The 21,089-nt window shown below is 36.0% G+C and carries 17 protein-coding genes; 10 read left to right on the forward strand and 7 right to left on the reverse strand.

Annotation, left to right across the window (positions count from 1 at the left end):
* Positions 1-18: 18 nt before the first annotated feature.
* Positions 19-2,445: an aminotransferase class I/II-fold pyridoxal phosphate-dependent enzyme gene (locus NAT50_RS10830; RefSeq protein ID WP_250593245.1), complete on the reverse strand. Its 2,427-nt coding sequence runs from the start codon at positions 2,443-2,445 to the stop codon at positions 19-21.
* Positions 2,446-2,672: 227 nt separating this feature from the next.
* Between NAT50_RS10830 and NAT50_RS10835 the strand changes: the two genes are divergently transcribed.
* The 5 genes from NAT50_RS10835 to NAT50_RS10855 all read left to right on the forward strand — a co-directional run bounded on the left by NAT50_RS10835 (position 2,673) and on the right by NAT50_RS10855 (position 5,948).
* Positions 2,673-3,056, forward strand: coding sequence for a DUF7793 family protein (locus NAT50_RS10835; protein ID WP_250593246.1), 384 nt, complete (start codon positions 2,673-2,675; stop codon positions 3,054-3,056).
* 5 nt (positions 3,057-3,061) lie between these two features.
* The gene (locus tag NAT50_RS10840; protein WP_250593247.1) at positions 3,062-3,973 is read left to right on the forward strand and encodes an AraC family transcriptional regulator; all 912 of its coding nucleotides are present in this window, start codon (positions 3,062-3,064) and stop codon (positions 3,971-3,973) included.
* 95 nt (positions 3,974-4,068) lie between these two features.
* A complete protein-coding gene (locus NAT50_RS10845; protein ID WP_250593248.1) occupies positions 4,069-4,497 on the forward strand; it encodes a MauE/DoxX family redox-associated membrane protein in 429 nt (142 codons plus the stop codon).
* Between the two features lie 12 nt (positions 4,498-4,509).
* Positions 4,510-5,577, forward strand: coding sequence for a hypothetical protein (locus NAT50_RS10850; RefSeq protein ID WP_250593249.1), 1,068 nt, complete (start codon positions 4,510-4,512; stop codon positions 5,575-5,577).
* An 89-nt stretch (positions 5,578-5,666) separates the two neighbouring features.
* Entirely contained in the window at positions 5,667-5,948 is a 282-nt protein-coding gene (locus NAT50_RS10855) for a DUF6520 family protein (RefSeq protein WP_250593250.1), read from the forward strand.
* 48 nt (positions 5,949-5,996) lie between these two features.
* Here the strand turns inward: NAT50_RS10855 and NAT50_RS10860 are convergent, their stop codons facing one another.
* The 3 genes from NAT50_RS10860 to NAT50_RS10870 all read right to left on the reverse strand — a co-directional run bounded on the left by NAT50_RS10860 (position 5,997) and on the right by NAT50_RS10870 (position 13,166).
* A complete protein-coding gene (locus tag NAT50_RS10860; protein WP_250593251.1) occupies positions 5,997-8,627 on the reverse strand; it encodes an alpha/beta hydrolase family protein in 2,631 nt (876 codons plus the stop codon).
* Positions 8,627-10,048, reverse strand: a complete 1,422-nt coding sequence (locus NAT50_RS10865) for a RagB/SusD family nutrient uptake outer membrane protein (protein ID WP_250593252.1) — start codon at positions 10,046-10,048, stop codon at positions 8,627-8,629. The genes NAT50_RS10860 and NAT50_RS10865 overlap by 1 nt, the downstream gene beginning before the upstream one ends.
* Positions 10,049-10,160: 112 nt before the next feature.
* Positions 10,161-13,166, reverse strand: coding sequence for a SusC/RagA family TonB-linked outer membrane protein (locus tag NAT50_RS10870; RefSeq protein WP_250593253.1), 3,006 nt, complete (start codon positions 13,164-13,166; stop codon positions 10,161-10,163).
* A gap of 547 nt (positions 13,167-13,713) precedes the next feature.
* On the opposite strand from NAT50_RS10870, the gene NAT50_RS10875 reads away from it, so the two are divergent.
* The 5 genes from NAT50_RS10875 to NAT50_RS10895 all read left to right on the forward strand — a co-directional run bounded on the left by NAT50_RS10875 (position 13,714) and on the right by NAT50_RS10895 (position 19,124).
* Positions 13,714-13,971 (forward strand): helix-turn-helix transcriptional regulator, encoded by a 258-nt coding sequence (locus NAT50_RS10875; RefSeq protein ID WP_250593254.1) that lies wholly within the window; start codon positions 13,714-13,716, stop codon positions 13,969-13,971.
* 131 nt (positions 13,972-14,102) lie between these two features.
* Complete coding sequence (locus NAT50_RS10880) at positions 14,103-15,098, forward strand: AAA family ATPase (RefSeq protein WP_250593255.1); 996 nt, start codon at positions 14,103-14,105, stop codon at positions 15,096-15,098.
* A gap of 67 nt (positions 15,099-15,165) precedes the next feature.
* Positions 15,166-17,631, forward strand: coding sequence for a S8 family peptidase (locus NAT50_RS10885; RefSeq protein WP_250593256.1), 2,466 nt, complete (start codon positions 15,166-15,168; stop codon positions 17,629-17,631).
* Positions 17,632-17,962: 331 nt separating this feature from the next.
* The gene (locus NAT50_RS10890) at positions 17,963-18,604 is read left to right on the forward strand and encodes a hypothetical protein (RefSeq protein WP_250593257.1); all 642 of its coding nucleotides are present in this window, start codon (positions 17,963-17,965) and stop codon (positions 18,602-18,604) included.
* A gap of 25 nt (positions 18,605-18,629) precedes the next feature.
* On the forward strand, positions 18,630-19,124 hold the full coding sequence (locus tag NAT50_RS10895; RefSeq protein ID WP_250593258.1) for a hypothetical protein: 495 nt from the start codon (positions 18,630-18,632) through the stop codon (positions 19,122-19,124).
* A gap of 40 nt (positions 19,125-19,164) precedes the next feature.
* On the opposite strand, the gene NAT50_RS10900 is transcribed toward NAT50_RS10895, so the two are convergent.
* From NAT50_RS10900 to NAT50_RS10910, 3 genes are read right to left on the reverse strand one after another with little or no spacing between them, the layout of a single operon-like run.
* Positions 19,165-19,410 carry a DUF2188 domain-containing protein gene (locus tag NAT50_RS10900; RefSeq protein ID WP_250593259.1) on the reverse strand — a complete coding sequence of 82 codons (246 nt, stop codon included), beginning with the start codon at positions 19,408-19,410 and terminating at the stop codon, positions 19,165-19,167.
* A 19-nt stretch (positions 19,411-19,429) separates the two neighbouring features.
* Positions 19,430-20,104 carry a hypothetical protein gene (locus NAT50_RS10905; RefSeq protein WP_250593260.1) on the reverse strand — a complete coding sequence of 225 codons (675 nt, stop codon included), beginning with the start codon at positions 20,102-20,104 and terminating at the stop codon, positions 19,430-19,432.
* Positions 20,082-21,089 carry an adenylate/guanylate cyclase domain-containing protein gene (locus NAT50_RS10910; protein WP_250593261.1) on the reverse strand — a complete coding sequence of 336 codons (1,008 nt, stop codon included), beginning with the start codon at positions 21,087-21,089 and terminating at the stop codon, positions 20,082-20,084. Before NAT50_RS10910 ends, NAT50_RS10905 begins: the two co-directional genes overlap by 23 nt.

A 21,089-nucleotide genomic window follows, 5' to 3' on the forward strand; every position in this document is an offset into this window, starting at 1 on the left:
GTAAGCATTGTTAGTTTTTTACTTTATTTCGTTTTGCAAACTGTTTAATGCCTCGAATGCAAAATTATCTTTGGCTTGTATGTAGGCTGTTTTTGGCGTTATTTCCGCTCCCAGTTTTCGTTTTTCGAATGTGGCCGAAAAGCCGAAATCTATTTTTGAATACCCTAAAATATTGGCTCTCTTAATAATCTGAAACAATAGCTGACGGTATAAATTCAATTCCTGAACATAACTATAATTCATACCGATTAGCGTTGGAACATAAGTCTTGTTCAAATTTTTATATCCGAATACAACACCAACCATTTCAGGTTCTGTCGAATCATTTCCTTTTAAGTATAACACTATAAATTCCCATGAAGCATAGTCGTTCATTTTCTTGAAAACACTGAATGGATAAGTGAAAGTGTTGATTGCAAAATTGTTGTCTTTTACGTTATTGTATAGCTGATATACTTTCTCTAATTCTAAATCTGATAAGCTATTTTTTACCTGAATATCAAAACAGGATTCAAAAGGAAGGATTTCTTTATTAAAATGTTTTCTGGAACGAGGTGATAGTTTCTTGGTAAAATCTTCAACAGTTGACCAAGTATTATCCGTTATCTTACAAGCTTCCGGCATATCTACTTTTATAAAGCCCTGATTGTGCAGCAAATCATTCCAACTGTTATTTGATTCAAAATCTCTCAATACCAGCATATCTGCATTTATATCATGGTACACCTCCTCTACTCTTGAAAGCAACAATTTGATTGCTTGGTTATATAAAGAATGGCTGTTATTGCAATAATAATGCTGCCCTTCTGTAAAAAGCGAGCCCATGCTCAATACTTTTGAAGTATGGTACAGTGGATTTGATTTCCGTTTTTCTTCTAACTGTTTTGAAACGGATTCCGGTAACAGCATATCGTCTTTCCATAACGCACAAGTGAAGAAAGTGACTAAAACTGAAGTGTTCTCGGTATCTTTTACAATGCAATAGTAAAATTCCCAATTGTCTTGTGGATTAGGATTATTTTGAAAAACTTCTTCTAAATAGCATAGTCCTTCCCAATCGAAAACGCTTTGACCTTCCAATCCATTATTCCAAAGTTCCTTATCTATGTTGTGAATTGACGTTTCAAACTGGAGATGCAACAACCCAGAATCGGTGTTTTCCATTTTAACTTTAGGACATGATTTTTCAAGTCGAAAACTTCTTTGAATTTTATCCAAACTATTATCCGTTTCTTCCAAAGCTTTTGGAAAGTGAAATTGTAAAGCATCTGCCAGTGCTTTGATATCTTCTTTTTGATTGTGTCTTGATATTGTTATACGAATTCCGGTGTTCTTAACAGGAACTGCTGGATACAAGCCCGGATTGACAAAAAAGCCTTCCTTAAAAAGCTTTTGCGTAAGATTGTAAGCCGTAGCCGGCATACCCGTTCCAATAAAGAAAACAGGAGAATCATTTTTAACGATTAGCGGTACATTTGAATCTTTTAATAATGAATTGAAATAGGTTATTCGTTCCGTTAATTCATTTTGTAATACTGTGATTTCGGGGGACAAATGAATATCGGCTGACATTGACGCAGCGGCGAGTGATGCTGGCTCCAATTGTGCGGAAAATGTTAGTGGTCCTCCAAAGTTCTTGATTTTCTCTCTTAGTTTCCCATCTGAACAAATTAGCATTGCTCCGCTTGCCCCAAAAGTTTTACTTAAAGTCGAAACAATTAAAACATTGTTTGGTAATTGATTAAACGAGTCGAAAACATAACCAGTTCCATTTTTTCCTTTCCAACTCATGCCGTGAACATCATCAAAATACAAATGTAGCTGCGGAAACTTTTTCGTTAATTCTATTAATTCCGGTATAGGTGCAAAATCACCAAACATTGAATAGACCCCATCTGCCATATACCATATTTTTCCGCTTCTACTGGTGAGTTCTTTGATTTTGTCTTCCAACATGTTGAGGTTATTATGACGAATCATTTCTACTGGAATTCCTCTTAGTTTGAGCTGCTGACATGCGTTTTGTACGCTCCAATGTACCTGATGATCTAAGATAACAGCATCTTCATCGCGAACCACTGTTGGAATAACTGCCAAATGCCCCAGTGTACTGTTTTTAGTAATCACGGGGGTTATACCATACATTTTTTCAATTTTAGCTTCCAATTCGCGGTACAATGGATTTGAAATGTACGTTTTAGAAAGCGGGAACTGTGTCCCGAATTTTTGAATTGCATTGATAGCAGCCTGTTTAATTCTTTCATCTTGTTCTAAACCGAGATAACCGGTTGTTCCGAAATGAAACATCTGCTGCCCTGCAATTTGCAATGTTCTGCCGTTTAAGAAAGAATCTTCGGCATATAAATGAAGTACTCCTTCATTTTTAGCGCCCGATATGACACTATTTACAGTGTCGATAAAGTTGTTGTGTTTAATTTTAGCCATTTCTCTTTTGATTAGTAGTGTGTTACGTTTGGGTTATTAAGACGCCAAAATTGTAGATAAATTTTGATGTGTTTTATAGTAAATTGTCCTTACTCCTATTTTGACAACTCATATTCCCGAATTGACAAACAGTAATTGATTTTAGAGAGATTTAGCTTGTTTTGTAGGTTTTTTAATTCAGTATTATTTTTACTTTTGCAGAATTGTAACATTTTATCTGATATATCATGAATGCAGCTCATGATTGTTATGAAAATGCGCATGCACGGTTTTGCATTGCGCATGGCATTCTCTATTTTGAATATAAGCCGGAGACAGTTATTTCCTTAACTGTCGCCCGAAAAGTCGTGTCTGACCGGATCCAATTTCAAAATGAAATGACTTATCCTGTTTTATGTGATATCAGGGGTGTAAAAGATTCGGATAAAGCCGGCAGGGATTACCTAGCTCAATTTGGTTCGGTACTTACTAAAGCTGTAGCCATTCTTGGCAATCCTCAAGTATCTGAAACTATGGGTGATTTTTATCTAAAGATAAACAAGCCTACTATTCCCACTTCATTTTTTACTGATGAAGAACACGCATTAGCATTCTTGAAAACTTATTTATAAAGCATATGCAAAGGGAAATCAATCAGAAACGGATTCACAGCATCCGACAAATGTTACTTGAAATGGCTAGCGGTAACTTTAGTCATCGGATTGCGCGAACCGAGGAAGATGATGAGTTAGAATCTTTAACGGTGCTTATCAATATGGTGGCAGAGGAAATGCAGGAAACACTGTTTCCCAAAGGTTACATCAATACGCATCATTTACAGCAAAACCTGATTAGCTTGAGTTTTATTGTAGATGAGGACTTTATTATTCGCAGTACAATACCGGAAACTTATTTCCTTTTAAATTACAAAACAACCTTACTTGAAGGACAGGAATTTGCAAAACTTTTAACGGACACCTCAGCTCAAAATTTTTATAAATTATTACCCACTATCTTAGCCAATGAAAAGGTTTCTACCCTTTCGTTGAGTTATCTTACTTCTGACCAAAAGGAAGTTGTATCGCTCTTTAGCAGCATATCAAGAATATCAAATGAAAACCGCTTTATTATTCATTCAATTCTAGTTGATTCGGCGGAAAATGAAAACCACCAAGAGGATTTCGATTCTGCCATACGATTACCTAAAACGAGACGGGACGATGCTAAATTAATGCAACTGCTATATGATTACATTTTATCGAATTTAGAAAATCCGCTTCCCTCCCTAAAAGAGCTTTCTAAGATTTTTGGCACCAATGAGCACAAACTAAAAGAATCCTTCAAGTACTTCTTTAATACCAGCATCTACCAGTTTTATAATGACGAGCGACTAAAAAGAGTTCACTTGCTTATTGAGCAAACCAATATACCTTTGAAGAGCGTTGCATATATGAATGGTTTTAATACTTATCCTAATTTTTCGAAGGCTTTTAAGAAAAAGTATGGCTATTCACCCAATGATCTAAAAAGAGGAAACGACAGCTTGTAATTTCTCCTTTTTGGATAAGTTGTTATCCCGAATTGAAAAGCCTTTATTAATTGTAATTCAGAATTTTACATCATTAAACAAAACCAGTTAATGATATGAAACTGAATACAAATATTAAAAAAATCCTGATTGAAATTGTTAGTTTACTTTATGTTGTACTGTTTATTTATGCAGCAGTAAGTAAATTAATTGATTTTGAAAATTTCAAGGTTCAATTGGGGCAGTCGCCTCTTTTAAGTGCTTTTGCCACACCTGTGGCAATAGGAGTTCCTGTTTTGGAAATTGTGATTGCTGTTATGCTGTTGCTTCCTAAACTCAAGCTCTATGGGTTGTTAAGTGGTTTTACCCTTATGGTGATGTTTACAGCCTACATCTACATTATACTGAACTTCAGCCAGTTTATTCCATGTTCCTGTGGTGGTGTTTTAGAAAAAATGACATGGAACCAACATTTGATTTTCAATTTATCATTTGTGCTACTTGCCGGATTAGCTATACTCTTTCAACCAGAAAAAAAACTTTAATCAACTCGTACCATGAAACTTACCCATAAATATATATTCCTTACAGCCTGTACTCTTCTAGGAACAGGATTTGTTTACCTGCTTTTTTCTTTATCTGAAAATATTGTTCAATATCATAATACATTCATTCGACGTTTTCCGCAGCATTTGGCCAATCCTGACAGGGAACTGGACTTAAAGTTTAATTCTTATTATTTTGCCGGAAGTGACACTTCTAAAATTTATTTAGGTAACATAACTGCTCCTTTACAGATTACCCAAATTGACACCTCATTCCAACATAAGCAAAGCAATAAGATTGACTTAAAAGAAAAGAATCTACCTTTTCAATCGCCACAAATTAGAGTTCAAACGCCCTATTTCTATTTGTTTGAAGGTACTATTCCTTATGTTTTTAAAGGGAGTACAAAAGATTGGAATGGTTATTTGCAATGGACATCCGGCACTTATTTTTCACAAGTTGAACCCATTGATTCCTGTAGATTAGCTGTTAGGTTTTTAGCTCCAAAAACATCTGAGAACCTTTTAGGTACTCTTAATTTAGAAACTAAAACCGAAGGCTTTGGCAAAAAATTATTACTAAAACAACTTGACGGCGTTTTTGATACCGATGGTAGCCTTCATTATAATAATACCTTACAACGGTTGGTTTATGTACACCGATACAGAAATGAGTTTGTTGTTGCTGACCCAAATTTAAGTTTACAATACCGAGGCAATACTATTGATACTGTTAGCCATGCTCATCTTAAATTTTCTAAAATAAATGACGGTACGGTTAAAACTTTTAGTGAACCGCCTCTTATAGTAAACAAAACAAGTACTACAAATGGGAAATACCTCTTTGTCCATTCTGCACTCCCGGGACAATATGAATCTATGGATATGTGGAAACAAGCCAGCATAATCGATGTCTATGACTTAACCCAAAAATCTTATCTGGCCAGTTTTTACATCTATCATGACAAAGGAAAAAGTATGAGAAGTTTTATTGTTAAGGGACACTATGTTTATGTACTTATTGGAAGCAAACTGATTCGCTATAAACTTCGAAATGATATAATAAAACCCTACAACTAAAAGACACTATTAAAAATATACCGGCCTGTATCAGGGATTAGATCGAAAACCTGAAAAAGAGTAGATCACCACACTTAAAATTATTTATTATGAAAACACTTGTTTTAAAAAAGATTGTAATGCCAGTAGCTGCCATTACACTTGGTATTGCGGGAGCGTTTAGCACAAACGCAATGAACGCCAGTTCTAAAACATTGGTTAACCAGCAAGGCTACCGATTCTTGTCTGCACAAGATCCTTGTCATGCAGAAATTATGTGTAGAACGGAAATTGGTGACGTTTGCAAATTCGGGTCTTCCACCCTTTGGGGGAAAGTGAATCCGACTAGCCTAAACTGTCCAGTTCCTTTGTACAAAATTCCTAACAACTAATAGTTATTAGGGATTAAAAAGGAGCAGCTCCATACAGGAGCTGCTTTTTTATTGTGGTATCATCCATGGTTGTTGTTTGCCATCTTTTAAATAATAATCAAACCATTGCATTTCTTTTATTGCTAGATCTTTTTGATAGTTTTCATTTACCAGTACATGCCCTTCGTTTGGGTACACCAGTAAAACATTCTCCTTCTTTAATCTTCTCAAAGCAGAATACCAATCAAAACTCTGGACAGCATCGACTTGGGTATCGCTTCCTCCTGTCCATGACAGCAATGGAGTTGTTATTTTTTCAGCATATTCTATAGGAGAGTTTTTATGATAGCCTTCCCTATTCTCAAATAAAGAACTTTTCATTCTGAGCTGGTCTTCCTCAAAGCGCCATGCACCTCCCTTGGCATAACTCCAACCTACCGACAAGTAAAAACTAACAGCATTGGAAACCCCACATCCGGAAACCGCAGTTTTAAACATATCCGTTTGGGTTATTATAAAATTAGTCTGATATCCTCCAAAGGAATGTCCAATTAAGCCTATCTTCTCAGCGTTGATAGGTGCTTTAGCAATTGCTGCTCTGGTGGCTGCCTCCACACAATCCACAGCCGAGAATCCGGGGCTACCTATCTGGTAAACAATATCAGGATAGAGTACAAAATACCCCTGTGAGGTAAAATTGGTTTTATTAAACCCCGCAGAATTATACAAACTTGGGTTCATATAGGCATGTAGACTTCCAAGTTGTCTTTGATAAATGTGCACAACCATTGGATATTGCTTGTTGGGGTCATAATCAAAAGGATAGAACAATATCCCTTTTAACTTTTGTCCCTTTGCAGTAGTGTACTCGATTAGTTCCGATTTGCCCCAACGGTAGTTCTCATGCTGAGGATTGCTTTTAAAGATCACTTTAGCATTACCTGTCTTTTGATTACCTAATACCACAGACGGCGGCTCGTTGTATTTTTCCTGAACAAACAAATAGTTCTTACCTTCCTTAGCCCTTTTGAATTGGGTTATCTTCCTGTTTTCAAAAACAAGTGGTTGTACTCCTTTTCCTTTTCGGAAAACAAAATATCCCGATTTGGAAAAATCGTTTTTGATGCCATGCAATATCAATTCTTCTTCAAGGTTTACCGTCAGCACCGGTTTGGAAAATACAGCAGACGTTTTCTGCAGCGATTGCTTGTCAAACCTAAAAATAATATCCTGCTTTCTGCCATCGGTTACCTTTTTTGAACTATTGTCAATTAAGGATATTTGCCATATATCATACTTATCATAAATCAATACTGTCTGCTCATCGTTTGTCCAGGCGGCTATACCATAGGGCTCTGATGCTTCCGGCATATCGTTGTCTTCATCCATAAATCGGGTAGCTATATCTTGTGTAAGGTTGCGATGGGTTTTGCTTAACATATCATACAACCACCAATGGCCTTGTTTAAAATACATGATGTATTTACTACTGGGTGAAAATTCTATATTACTCCAGTCTCCTTCTCCTTTTTCAATCAGTAGCGTTTTCTCTGCCGAAAGCACATCCACCAAATAATAGTCCGCATCCGGCGTGTACTTAGGCTGCGGTTTGTAAAGGTTATTAGCCATCAAAATTCCTTTTTTCTGATTAGGCAAGAGCTTTACTCCTAGCATTTCTTCACTTCCAACAATCTTGAATATATTGTTTTGCAAATCCCATACCACCAATCGGTTTTGGGAAGCGGTATTGCCATAACGCTTTCTGTATTCATACAGGTCTTTATCCGCTGTATTCCAAATTTCTATCTCCTTTTCTTTTGAGGGTACTTTTTGGTCCATCTTCTTTTTTACGTTAAAGAAAACATGCCCTTCGTCTTCTGCAATGTCCAACGTCTCAGCAATCGAAGACGTAATAACCATATCCTTTGGCCAATTAGGTGTTTTTTCGGCATCAAAAACCTTAGTTGTTTTCGAATTAGGGCTGTAGTAGATTAGCTTGTTAATGATAGTCTCGCTATCCTTGGTTATGGAATTCACAAACACCAAACTTGTCCCACTGCTGTGCCACACAAAGTTTTGAAAACTTTCCGTTTGGCTTTGCATAACATCATACTCCCTAAAACCATCTTCCAAAGCCATATAGGTCACTTTGTTATTACTTTCCTGCTTTTGCTGGTACACCAATGCCGTTTTTAAAGGGTTAAGGCTGTAATAACCAACATCTGCAATTGTTTTTAGTAGCTTTAGGCTAGTGTCTCGTATCTCTAATTGAGACTTATTTTCTATGGTTCGGATAAAAACAATCCATTTCCCATTGGCTATAAAATCATACTCTTGGACATTTTCCAGTTTTTCAATCCGGTTGGTCTTTAAATTAAGAAGTTTAAATGTACCGCTTTGGTCTTTACAGGAAAACTGCTCTTCACCCCTAAACCTACCATTGCCGGCAACGGGAAAAGCAATCGTCTTTTGAGAGTGGACGTTCTTAACAAACAAGGTATCATTGTCCGACTCGTAAGTCAAGGTATAACTCATCCAATTACCCATGTCGGAAATACTAACTGATTCCAAGGTACTCCATCCCGAGAGAGCTTCTAAATCTAATTTTGGGGTTTGCCCAACCTGCCCCATTACAGGGCAAGTCAGAGCAAACAAACTACTCAACCAAATTATTTTTATAGTATTGCTAATTGTTTTCATTAGTAACCGGGGTTTTGAGGTGAGAGATTTGGATTTAACAACAGTTCCGATTCGGGGATTGGAAACAGCGCATCGTTAGTGCTCCATCCGGCTTTTACCGGAGATAATACTTCGTTTACTTTTCCGAAGCGTTTTAAATCGAAAAACCGATGCCCGTATTCCGTAAACAGTTCTACCCGTCTTTCCTGCAATATTGCATCAAGTAGTTCCTGTTGTGTAACTGCTGAGGTGTCCGGCAGTCCAGCGGTGTTTCGGATTTTGTTCAAATCTGTTTTGGCTGCATCCAAATCTCCTAAGTGAGTATAAGCTTCAGCGCGGATTAAATACATTTCAGCCAGACGCAGTACAACAGAATATTCTATCGAACCTGCTGTACTGTTTTGTTGTTTGTATTTGTACGGATGAAACCATGTGGTGACCCCATCAGTAACTGCGTTTACCCAGCGAACTTTTCTTTGGTCTGACACTTCAAAACCATTGATAAAGTTTTCGGTTAAAGCTGATAATGGTGGCGGTCCACTTATAAAAATAAAGGTTGCTCCTTCTTCTGCATTTCCACCATTTTCAGAAGGGGAAAATTGCCAAATGGTAGCGGTACTTTCTTTAAGAAAAACTTCATCAAGATTAGTTACCCAAGTGTAAAGGCCTGTATTTTCAATTACCATAGTAGCTTCGTTTTTGGCAGCTTCCCAATTTTCATTGTATAGATACACTCTTGCCAATAAAGCATGTGCAGCATATTTGTTGGGGCGGACTCTTTCGGGCGTGGGATAGTTTTCAGGCAGCAGCGTAATAGCTGCCTGTAAATCTTCGATGATTTTTGCATACACCACGTTTGAAAGGGTTCTCGCTACCTCGCTATTCTCACGGTAATCTGTGGTAGTGATATAAGGAACATCACCATAGAGATTTACCAAATAAAAATGCAATAAGGCTCTTGAAAATAATGCTTCACCCTTTAACTGATTTTTCACGTTTGCCGGTAATGTCACTGAATTGTCTACTCCTTCAACAACGGCATTGGCACAGTAAATCTGATTGTACGAATTGTTCCAAAACTGCTTTACATCCGGATTGGAAGCGATTAGCGCATTATTGTAAAAGGCTACAGCTCCGTTTTGGGTGTTGCCATAAAACATAAGTTCATCGGTGTAATTCCCCAACAGATGTGATAACCCACTTGCTGAGCCTGTTAGCAAACCTTGACTTCTCATTTTTGCGTAGATGCTTACCATAGCTGCATTGGCCGTAACGGCATCTTCAAAAACTGCCGGAGCGGTTAATTGTGAATTGGGTAAATCGACTTCTACAAAATCGTCGCAGGAGGCTAAAAAAATCAGTAGGCAAAGTGATACTGCTATATTTGTCCTGATGCAATACAACATTACTTTTCGTTGGTATTGATATAAATACTTTTTCATATATGTAGAATTTATTTTTTAGCGGTCATATATGGTATCGCTTCTTTATTTATTTGTGTTTGCTTGCGCAAACTTCTTGTTAATAGCGATTTCATACTCTGATGTTATTAGATTAAAAACTAAACTGTAAGCCTGTTGTCCAGACTTTTAAAGGCGGTAGGTAACCTGATGCTTTGAACTCCGGGTCGGCTCCGTTGTAGGATGTGAACGTAAGCAGATTTTGCCCCTGAATGTATACACGACATTTCATACCTTTTAACAAACTGTCCGGAACGTCCCATGAGAGGGAAATGTTTTTTAAACGGATGTAGGAAGCATCTACCACCGCAGCATCGCTTTCGACATAACGGTAAAACGCATCGACCGCCTGACCGTTTGCACCGTCTGTGTACAACTGATAGGCTCCCGTATTACTTGGACTCTGCCAATGATTAACCACCTCAGCCGGCTGATTGGACATAGTACCCGGAACGGATGTATTGACCACCGGACTCCAGTTTAACTGTTTAACAAACTGAAACAGGAAATCGAGTTGCAGTTGTTTGTAACGGAACTGATTTTGTACGCCTCCAAAAAACTTAGGGTTAAAATCGCGGATGAACTGTTTATCGTCTTGCGCGGAGATTACACCATCGCCGTTAACGTCTTCAAATTCGTATAGTCCGGTTTGCGGATTAACACCAGTAAAATGATACACCTTTTTAATGTTAAGCGGCTGACCGATTACAAACTGATAGTTGTATGTTGAGTTTTCCAAATCAGGGAAGGACAACAACTTATTACTTGCCTGTGTGAAATTGATATTGGTTGTCCATCCAAAGTTTTTGTTTTGAAAATTTACTGTTCGCAAACTAAGCTCTAAACCACGGTTTTGCACGGTCGCATCGAGATTGGCCTGTAAAGATGTGAAGCCGGTTGTTCCCGGCAATGGGATACCCACCAACTGATTGGAAGAACGGTTGTTGTACCATGCTGTGGTTACAAAAAACCTGTCGTTTAGGAAACCTGTTTCGAGTGCGATTTCAAACTTTTTATTGGTTTCCCAACCGAAATCGGGATTGAACAAACGTGTAGGTTCCAAACCAATTGTGCCCTGATAAATAGCGCCTGTTGAAGCATACGTATCGAGGTACTGGTAATCGCCGATTTGGTCGTTTCCGGTGATACCGTAACTAGCACGAAGTTTTCCAAAACTTAAGAGCGAATTTCCGTTAAGAAAGTTCTCTTCAGAAAACAACCATGCCCCACCAATGGCTCCAAAATTGGCATATTGCTTTCCGGGACCAAAGCGGCTTGAGCCGTCTCTCCTACCTGTGATGTTGATGATATATCTATCCTTCCAGTTGTAGTTAATTCTACCAAAAAAAGCCTGATATTTATAAACCGATTCATCTGAACCTATGGTGTACAAACGCGAGGCTGAAGCCAGATTATAGATTAAACTATTGCTTGGAAAACCAATCCCCAATTGTACTAACTGGTTGCCTTTTTGAGATTGAAAGGTAGTACCCACTAATACGTCAAGTTTTGCAGAACTGAATTGTTTACTCCAATTTAGTTGCGGTTCGATAATCCAGGACTTACGGGTAGCCTGACTTGTAAATAATGTTGAGTATTCGCTTCCCAAACCATACGCCGGATCATAGCGGCTTGAAGGCGAAATATTCGTATCGTTGTTCTTCAAATCGGTAAAACCAAAGCTTGATTTGAGTTCCAGACTGTTTGTTAGTTTGTAACTCATCAACGTGTTTGCGATTAAATCGTAGGTTTTTGCCGTGTAGACTGCTTTAAAATCTGCTAAGGGATTGTTCCAAGTACTGTTTTCCCAATTTAGGTTACCTTCACTATCGTACAATGCCGGAGCGTTTGGTGCCAATGACAGTGCTGTTAGCGTTGGATCTGTACCGGGTTGGTTGTTATTTTGAGCGGTGTAGCCTGTTGAGAAATTGATTTTAAACCTTTTGTTTTCGGATTCATGGTTTAGGCTTACGTGAACGTTTCCTTTTTTATAGCCGAAATCGCCGGGGAAAACCGTAGTTTGTTTGTTATAGCTGGCACTTACCAAAAACTGCGTAGCTGTCGAACCACCTGAAACCGATGCCTGCGCATTTGTAAAACTTGCATTTTTACCCAGCAATTCCTCCTGCCAGTTGGTATAACGGATTTGATCCCAAGTACCATTAACATCGTAAGCATACGGAGGATATGGGCTGATGCCATCGTTGGTAAATGCTTCGCGTCGCATTTGCAAGTATTGTTCTGTATTCATTAAATCTACAAACTTGGTAACTGTACCTACTCCGCTTGACACATTAGCCGAAAAGCGAGTTTTACCTTGCTTGCCTTTTTTGGTGGTAATGAGCACTACCCCATTGGCACCACGTGAACCATAGATTGCTGTGGCATCGGCATCTTTTAGAATCTCTATACTTTCAATCTGGTCTGGGTTGATACTGTTTAAGGGACTTGGCTGCGTTGGTAATACCGGAGAAGTAATACCAGTACCGATAGGGTCTGAACTGTATGGCACCCCATCAATTACATACAGTGGTTGGTTTCCGTTTGCACGGAGGCTATTTATTCCTCTAATTTGAATATCGAAACCGCCACCCGCAACACCAGTGGTTTGAGTAACACTTACTCCTGCCATAAGACCCTGCATTACTGCCAATACATTTGTAACCGGTTGTTTCTCAATATTCTTAGAAGTCATTCTTGCAATGCTGCCTGTTCGTTCTTTTTCCTTTACGGAATAATACCCCGCATTGATTTTTACTTCTTGTAGCGAGGTTGCTTCTTCTACCATTGATACATTGATAGTATTGCGACCAAGAATGGCAATTTCCTTTTTGGCATATCCCATCATGGAAAATACTAACGTATCTTTTGTTGTAGTTTTTATGGTGTAACTTCCATCGTAATTAGAGATTGTTTGGACAGTTGTACCTTTAACGGTTACATTGACACCGGGTAAAGAGGATAAATTATCATAAATTTTCCCTTGTACTGTGATAGCCTGCTGCCCCCAAGCAACAGACGATAAGAGGTTTATTGCCGTGATGCAAAAAAAAGAGCAAAAAACGGACTGCCTATACCCCTTGAATGAAAAAATTTTCATAGTATTGGATTAGTTAAGTTAAACGAAAGTTTTATTAGCGTAAACCTTCTGCCTGATGCGCCAACACTGGGACAGGAGGTTTTTATTATAAAGAGAATTTACACCATAGGCACAACCATTTTAGTTTACATTGTAAAACAATGCCACTATTAGCTTAATGCAGCTAAGCCATAGTGGCATATAACGACAAGGAGAACCCAGCCGGTTTTATTGTGATTTTGCGAGCCTGTGAAAGAGAAGTTTTGCTTTGAAAAAGGAAAGTTTAGCGCATAAAAAAGCGTGGAACTCAGCTTACTGCGCCGAAGGTACTGGTATACCGTGCAACAATAAGTGAGCCCACGCCTATAGACGTGAGCATCTTACTTATCATCTCGTTGCTTAAAATTACCAGTTTTTCGACGCGAGATTCAAAGCGAATGCTTCAATTTTTTATTTGAAGAATCGCAAAAATAATAATTATTTATATCATTTTAAATTTTTACTAAAAGTCAAATGTACGAATTTATTTTACAATTGTCAAATTTGACAATTATTTTTTTGAATTTCAATGCACTTTCACATTGTGAAAGACATTAGAAAGGCATATTATATAAAGTTTGGTGAACACCTACAAAAACTACTTATCAAACATCAAAAAGATGTGATGACAGTTGCCTCCATTGGAAAAATTGAACCTAAACAAGTTTACCGAGTATTGAATGGTGAACATGGAGCTTCTATGGGAACAATAATATCTATTGCAAAAGGCTTAGAGATACATCCTAAAGAATTGTTTGATTTTCAATTTGATTTGGAAAAAGAATAAAAAATTCCTAAGATATATCTCATTACATTTAATATAATCTACTTAATATATTATAATTTACATTTTACGAACATATTTTGAGCTATATTTATACCTTTGGAAACTGTTACTATTAATAAATTAAAAGATAAATGAATCAGGATTTAATGTTAAGGCTATTCCGCTCCATAGAAGGAGATAAGGATGATGATGTGGTAAAAGTAGCATCTCTTATCATTGATGATGAAATGAAAAAAGGGCATACTAAACTTGCCGGAAAACTTAAATTTATTTTAGACAAAAATATTGAATCTACTCAAAGTTTTCATGGCGAACTTAGGAGAATATTACCAAGTGGCATTACTATTCCAAAAGACAAACGTAATAATTTACCTTTAGCAATACCTATAGATCGAGATGAACTTCGTCATGAAATGGTATTGCCTTTTGAAACAGAAGACAAAATCAGACGAATTGAAAAGGAGTTTGCTGCAAAGGAGAGATTAGCTAATCATGGCCTAAAATACAGACAAAAAATACTAATCTATGGCGCTCCTGGTTGTGGAAAAAGTATGAGTGCTGAGAGGATTGCTTGGAATCTTGGTTTACCCTTTTTAAAAGTTCGCTTTGATGTTATTATTTCTTCTTTCCTTGGAGAAACAGCAACTAATCTTTCTAATTTATTTGATGGAATTAAAAATTACCCATGTGTTTTACTTTTTGATGAGTTTGATATGGTTGGTAAAACTAGAGCAAATTCGCAAGACGTAGGTGAAATGCATAGGGTAGTAAACATCCTTTTAACACTTTTAGAAGAGTACAACTCAGAAGGTATATTAATAGCAACAACCAATATAGAAAATGCTCTTGATGAAGCTCTTTTTAGAAGATTTGATGATATTATCGAAATGCCTAAGCCAACAAAAGATGAAATTCTAAGATTAACAAAAAAAACCCTTGCATCAATAGAAAAATCAAATGATATAAATTGGGATACAGTGGTCGATAAAATGATTGGATTTAATTCCGCTATAGTTGTGAAAATAGCAAATGATGCTGCTAAAATTGCTGTAATAGCAAATGAAAAAACACTTCAACAAACACATTTAGAAAAAGCGCTAAGTGAAAACATGCTTTATCAAAAATAATTTATGGCAGATTTTCCTCATCTCAAATTACCTTTTAAGATAGAAGGCAGACCCAAACCTAAAATAGGTGGAGCACGAAATCCTGAAGCTGTTGCTATTACCGATGCTAACAAAAAAAAACAGGCAAGTTCATGGACAATATTTAAAAAATTCTGCAAAAGGGCTAATTGAAAACTGGGTAAATTTAAAAGAATCTAAAAAAAATGATGGGGTCAAAATGCCTAATGAAAATGACATTCCTATTTTTCTAAAGATTGATACAGAAGTTTTTGATATAGATAATTTCAAACTCTGGGGAATTGAACTTATATCAGAAGAAAATAATGGTTATATCATAGGTGCATCAACAGATAATCTAGAATCTTTTCTTGAAAATGTAGAATTTTTTATCAATGAGACTGGTCAAAGAAAAGATAAAGCAGCACAAATTTGGGAGCTAATTTCAGATGATAGTTGGCGAATAAATCAATTACTTCAAGGTGAAATTAATTTAATTTGGGCTGACATCGAACCTGACGTAATTTATACTGTCCAGTTAGGAATTTCATGCTATATCCCAAATAAAAAAGAATACCCTATAAGAGATAATTTTGATTCAGAAGTAAAGTTTCAAGAAAAAGTGGCTGAATTCAAAGCTTATGAAACAAATTTAAGAATTGAAAGGGACAACAAGCAAATTGTACGAGAAAATGAAATTGAAGAATATGTAAACTCATATAGCGGTGAACTACATGACATTTGGGATAATGATACTGATGCCATACATTTTAAAATTTCTATATGTGGTAATGGGCTAAAGGATATTGTTCAGACCTATCAATATTTATATGAAGTAAAACTAGAGCCAAGTTTTAATATAGTCAGTAAAAGTAATTCACTTCCTGATGAATACGACATACAAATAGTTGCGCCAGATGGCAATGCCTCACGAGTATGTGTTATTGATAGTGGTATTCAGGAAAACCATAGATTAATTGAATTATCAATTGATCATAAAAGTTCTCGTTCATATGTAAATGGTGAAGCCTCCGTTGCAGATTATGTCAAACAAAGTGGCCATGGCACTAAGGTAGCTGGAGCTGTTCTATATCCACTAAATATACCTAAAACTGGAGAAGTTAAACTTGAGAGCATCATTCAAAACGCCCGTATACTTGACAAAAACAATCAAATTGCAACAAATAAGTTTGAGCCATCCTTAATGGCACAAATTGTTTCTGATTATTCAGAAACAAGAATATTTAATTTATCTGTTTCTGAAGACATCTCCTATCAAGGTACACATATGCCTGCACTTGCAGCGTCTTTGGATAAACTCATTCATGAAAACGATATACTATTTATTGTTGCGGCTGGAAATCTTTATGCTAGTTCTAACCATCCATTTAACAAAGGAATAAAAGAGCATTTGTCGACTGGAAAAAATTATCCTTCATATCTCGATGAAGTTGAATCAAAATTGGCAAACCCTGGAGTTAGTTATTTTTCAATTACAGTTGGTTCTATTGCAAAAGAGAATTTCGAAGATAATGATTACAAATCGATAGCCGGAAGAGATTATATTTCTCCATTTTCAAGAACAGGTCTAGGAATGTGGGGCTGTATTAAACCTGATGTTGTTGAATTTGGAGGTGACTTAGTTAAAAATAAAAATTCAGCAGAAATGATTAGCCATGAAGCGACTTCTCCTGAATTAGTTAACTCTACCTACCATGGTGCAAACGCAGTTGGTAAAGATTCTTATGGCACCTCATTCAGCACACCAAAAGTTAGCTATATCGCTTCTCGTTTACAAACAGAACATCCTATGGAGTCTGCTCAAATGTACAGAGCTTTAATTATTCAAAGTGCAAGATTACCTGAACATTGCTTTTATAATCCAACCCAGAATGATTTTAGATATTATGGCTACGGTATACCTGATGCTAATCGTGCTTTAAACAATTCCCAATCAAGAATAACATTTATTCAAAATGGAAAAGTAGGCCCTCGAAAAGCAGACATGTATCACATAAAAGTTCCTAATGAAATAAAAGGTGAAGGAAAAGAGTTTAGAATTTTAGTAGAGGTAACACTTGCTTTCACTGCTAAAACCAGATTGACTAGAAAAGGTTCTCACTCTTATTTATCCAATTGGCTAGAATGGCAATCTTCAAAATATAATGAAAGCTTTAATAGTTTTAGAAATCGCACATTAGATTATTTGGAAGAAGATGGGACACCGGGAGAGATTGATCAAGGTACCGATGCAATAAAATGGATATTGAGAGAGAATCCTAAATGGTCAAACAATGGTATTAATAGAAATAATTCAACAGTTCAAAAAAGTTGGGCAATAATTGAACCTCAACAATTTGCTGAGGAATTCAGTCTTGCGATTATTGGTCATTTTGGATGGGATAAAAACATAGAAAATGAAACTAATTATGCTTTTTGTGTTTCGTTTGAAGTTTTAGATGCAGAAATGAACATATATGAATTATTGGCTCAAGCACAAGTAGAAATCGAACCAGAGCAAGAATTAGAAATATAATATTAATTAGATTGCTCTAATTTTAATATTTTTTATCATATTTAGAAAAAATGTTGTCAAAAACGGAGCATTTACTTTTAACATAACCACCGCTGCCCTACTTATTGTAGTTTTGGTTTATGGAATGGTATGAAATTTTAGGGTTACTTGTGGTTTGGGTTTTAGGTATTTACTTGAGAGGGAAGTTATATGATAGCCGGAAGTATCGTGGATATAATGATAGTTGGAGAAATAGAAGGAAAAATGAAAGGCGCTTTTGAAGCGTCTTTTTTTGTAGGTAAATTTTTAAATAGCTACATTAGTAAATCAATAAAACTCATTTTTAGAAAACATGAAGGAACTAAACGAGAAACAAATAAAAACTCGATGGGTAGATATAAAAAAGCAAATACGGGAAAGGCAATTGTTAGCTTACCGAGTGGGAATTTCTTTAGATGATTGGGATACATATATGTATTCGACACCAAATGTTGATGAAATTAATCGGATTTATCTAGCAATACAAGAAGACCGTAAAACTAAGACATTAAGAATAAAAGAAGCCTTGTCAAAAATTGTTGGTTATAGAGAAGCTAATGAATTTAGTCAAAAAAGTGGTGTATCTAGTGCATCAATACGAGACATTATCGAAGGTAAAAAAGATATGGCTGGTTACGACATAATAAATAGATTAGAACTGTTTTTACATGTAACAATGCCCGATTTTGAACTTTCAATTGAAAATCCATTAAGTGTGAAAAATTACACTCAAGAACATCTTGGAGAATTAGCTTCTGAAATTAATCGAATTGCAGACAATTTAAAACAGTATTGTTTCAGGTTAACAGAAATGGGGCGCAGAATTGAAAAAGAAAAAGATTGGAAAGGAGAAGAAATTGAACCTGCACACAATTTAGTTTATAGCATCGAAAGATTATCTGAATTAAAAAACCAAATTAACTCTTTTTGGAAAATCTATATTGATAAAAAATAATTAACATTTCATGATTCCTTAAGTAATGACAAATCATTGGAAACAAACTGGTGTTCCACATAAGGGTTGGAGTTTGATTGATGTAATTGATGTTCGTGAAGATGGACAATCAGAAGATGAAGCTGGTTATGAAGCTTGCATGATGTGTGGAAACGAAAGAATTAGATATGTTCACATTGTAGAGCATCATGAAGTTGATGAAGAGTTTAGAGTTGGCTGTGTTTGTGCTCAAAATATGACAAATGATTATTTTAATCCTGAAAGGCGAGAAAAAGAATTAAGGAATCGTGCAAGTAGACGTAAGAATTGGAGTAACAAGAAATGGAAATTAAGTCAAAAAGGAAATCTATATTTAAAGATTGAAAATCATATAATTGTAATTTTTAGAGATAAGTTAAGTACAAAATACAAAGTTACTATTGACAATACAAGAGGCCATAAATTATTTGACAACATAGAAAAAGCTAAAATTGCAGCTTTTAATGGAATAGAATATTTTAAAGAAAATGGGGAATGGTGATTAAAAAAATCCCGAGAATGAACTTATCCTCGGGATTTTTTTAATTTTTAGAATCTTTACTTGATCGTGGATCATTACCCGGTTTTACAGTATCACTATCTCTGATTGGTCCGGCATTCGGCCTGTGAATTCTAACTTCACCACCACCTGAGTTTGCAGAATACTGCTTTGCTAATTTTTCAGCTTCTTTTTGGGTAGGTACAATAGCTGATGCTTTTTGTCCATTTTCTTTTTGAACATTCCACCCGTTCTGACCCTTTTTCTGAGTAACATGATAATTTGACATAATATATAATAATTAAAATTTATACTTTTTGATTTTTTTGTTCTCTTGCTAACCTTTTCGACAAGTTTTTTAACCTAAATAGATCCGTTTCAATTTGCACTTTAGACAAATTCTTGATAGTGTTATACGTTTGTATATGGCATCTTTTTAATTTTGCTTTTTGTCCACAGTAGCAATCATCATTTCTATTCATTTTTTTTGTATTGAAAAAAGACAGCAGGTTAATTACTTCCTCAATATCATTCAGTTTAAAAAGTTCTTTATAATATTGCAAGATTCCATCAACTCCGTGCTCATAATCTCCATTTGCCCATTCTTCCTCACTATCAAAATATAACTGATTTGCCAAATAAGGGATGACATATTTCAAAAAGAAATCTTTGATAGTAATCCCTTTTTGACTGACTAAATCTGATTCCTGCAAGGGACAAACGCAACAACTACCATCCTCACTGATATGACGGTCAGGAATATGCTCAAACTTATTACCGGTTTCAAATAACGAAGGGAATCCGTACGGATAATTCCTTGGAACAGTTACTTTAATATCAAAACTGTCCACATAATTATCCGCAGCATCAAATATGTTGATTTCACCTCTTATAAATTTCTTTTTATCTTTTTCAAATAGTTTTAACTTCGGAAACATTTCCAAAACTTCTTTAAGATCTTTATCTAAACTTAATTTTTGCATAGGGTCTGTTTTCACCCACAACTTCTTTTAATGAAGCTATACTTGGGATGGTTGCTATTTGAGGTTTTATTGTAATATCACCAGCGATTGAGGTTGCAATATGTTGTGAAGATTTAAGGTATTTTAGCCAATCAAATACATATTGTGTATAATAAAATGCGTTATCCTGGTCTGAAAAAATATATCTCTGTTCTTCAACCACAGTATAAAGCATTGAATCAAAATTAGCTTTGTCTTTAACATATTGCCCCACAACAATTTCATTGCTTCCGGCGTAAGCCTGCATTTTTGCCGCTAAGCTGGTATGCAAACTATATGTTGCAATCTCACTGGTGTTATCTTTACCAGCCACACCCCATAATACTTTATCATCGTCACCAAAATCAATTCCAATTTTCGTAAATATTCTTTCAATCCCATGTTGTTCAAATGCTCTTTTTAAATCATTCTTTACGAAATAACTGAATAATCCTAGAGCCGTAAGACAGTGTTGTGTTGCTTTACTTTTATCAACATTTTTCCCTCCGAAGTATACAAACAAGCCATCACCCTGAATCCTTTGGATAAATCCGCCGAAAAGCTGGCAGACATTAATTGCAGCTAATTGGATGGTATTTGTAATAATCATATTCGTTTCTTCATCGTACTTTTTGAAAAGATTGGTTGAACCTTTAATATCGATAAATGCAGAAATGATATAGTGTTTTTCAGTATTTGTAGTTCCTTTTAAATGACTGAAGTGCGGGTGATGACCAATTACTTGATTGTTGAGAGGAACAGCTCCCATTTTATTTGCTATTGCAACCAAATCTGCAGAAAAAGAAAGCTGCGACCTGTTACTTACATAATCGCTAAACGTATATCTCCCAGGAGAAGTTGGTCCCGCAAGCCCTGTATATCTTCTTGACTCATTTAATCCTTTACTGATTTCGTTTCTGTTAAGAGCCTTTTCAATAATGTTCTGGTATTCTGAAAATGTATTCAT

Origin of the sequence: Flavobacterium luminosum, from assembly GCF_023635005.1 — a bacterium.
GTDB classification, from domain to species: domain Bacteria; phylum Bacteroidota; class Bacteroidia; order Flavobacteriales; family Flavobacteriaceae; genus Flavobacterium; species Flavobacterium luminosum.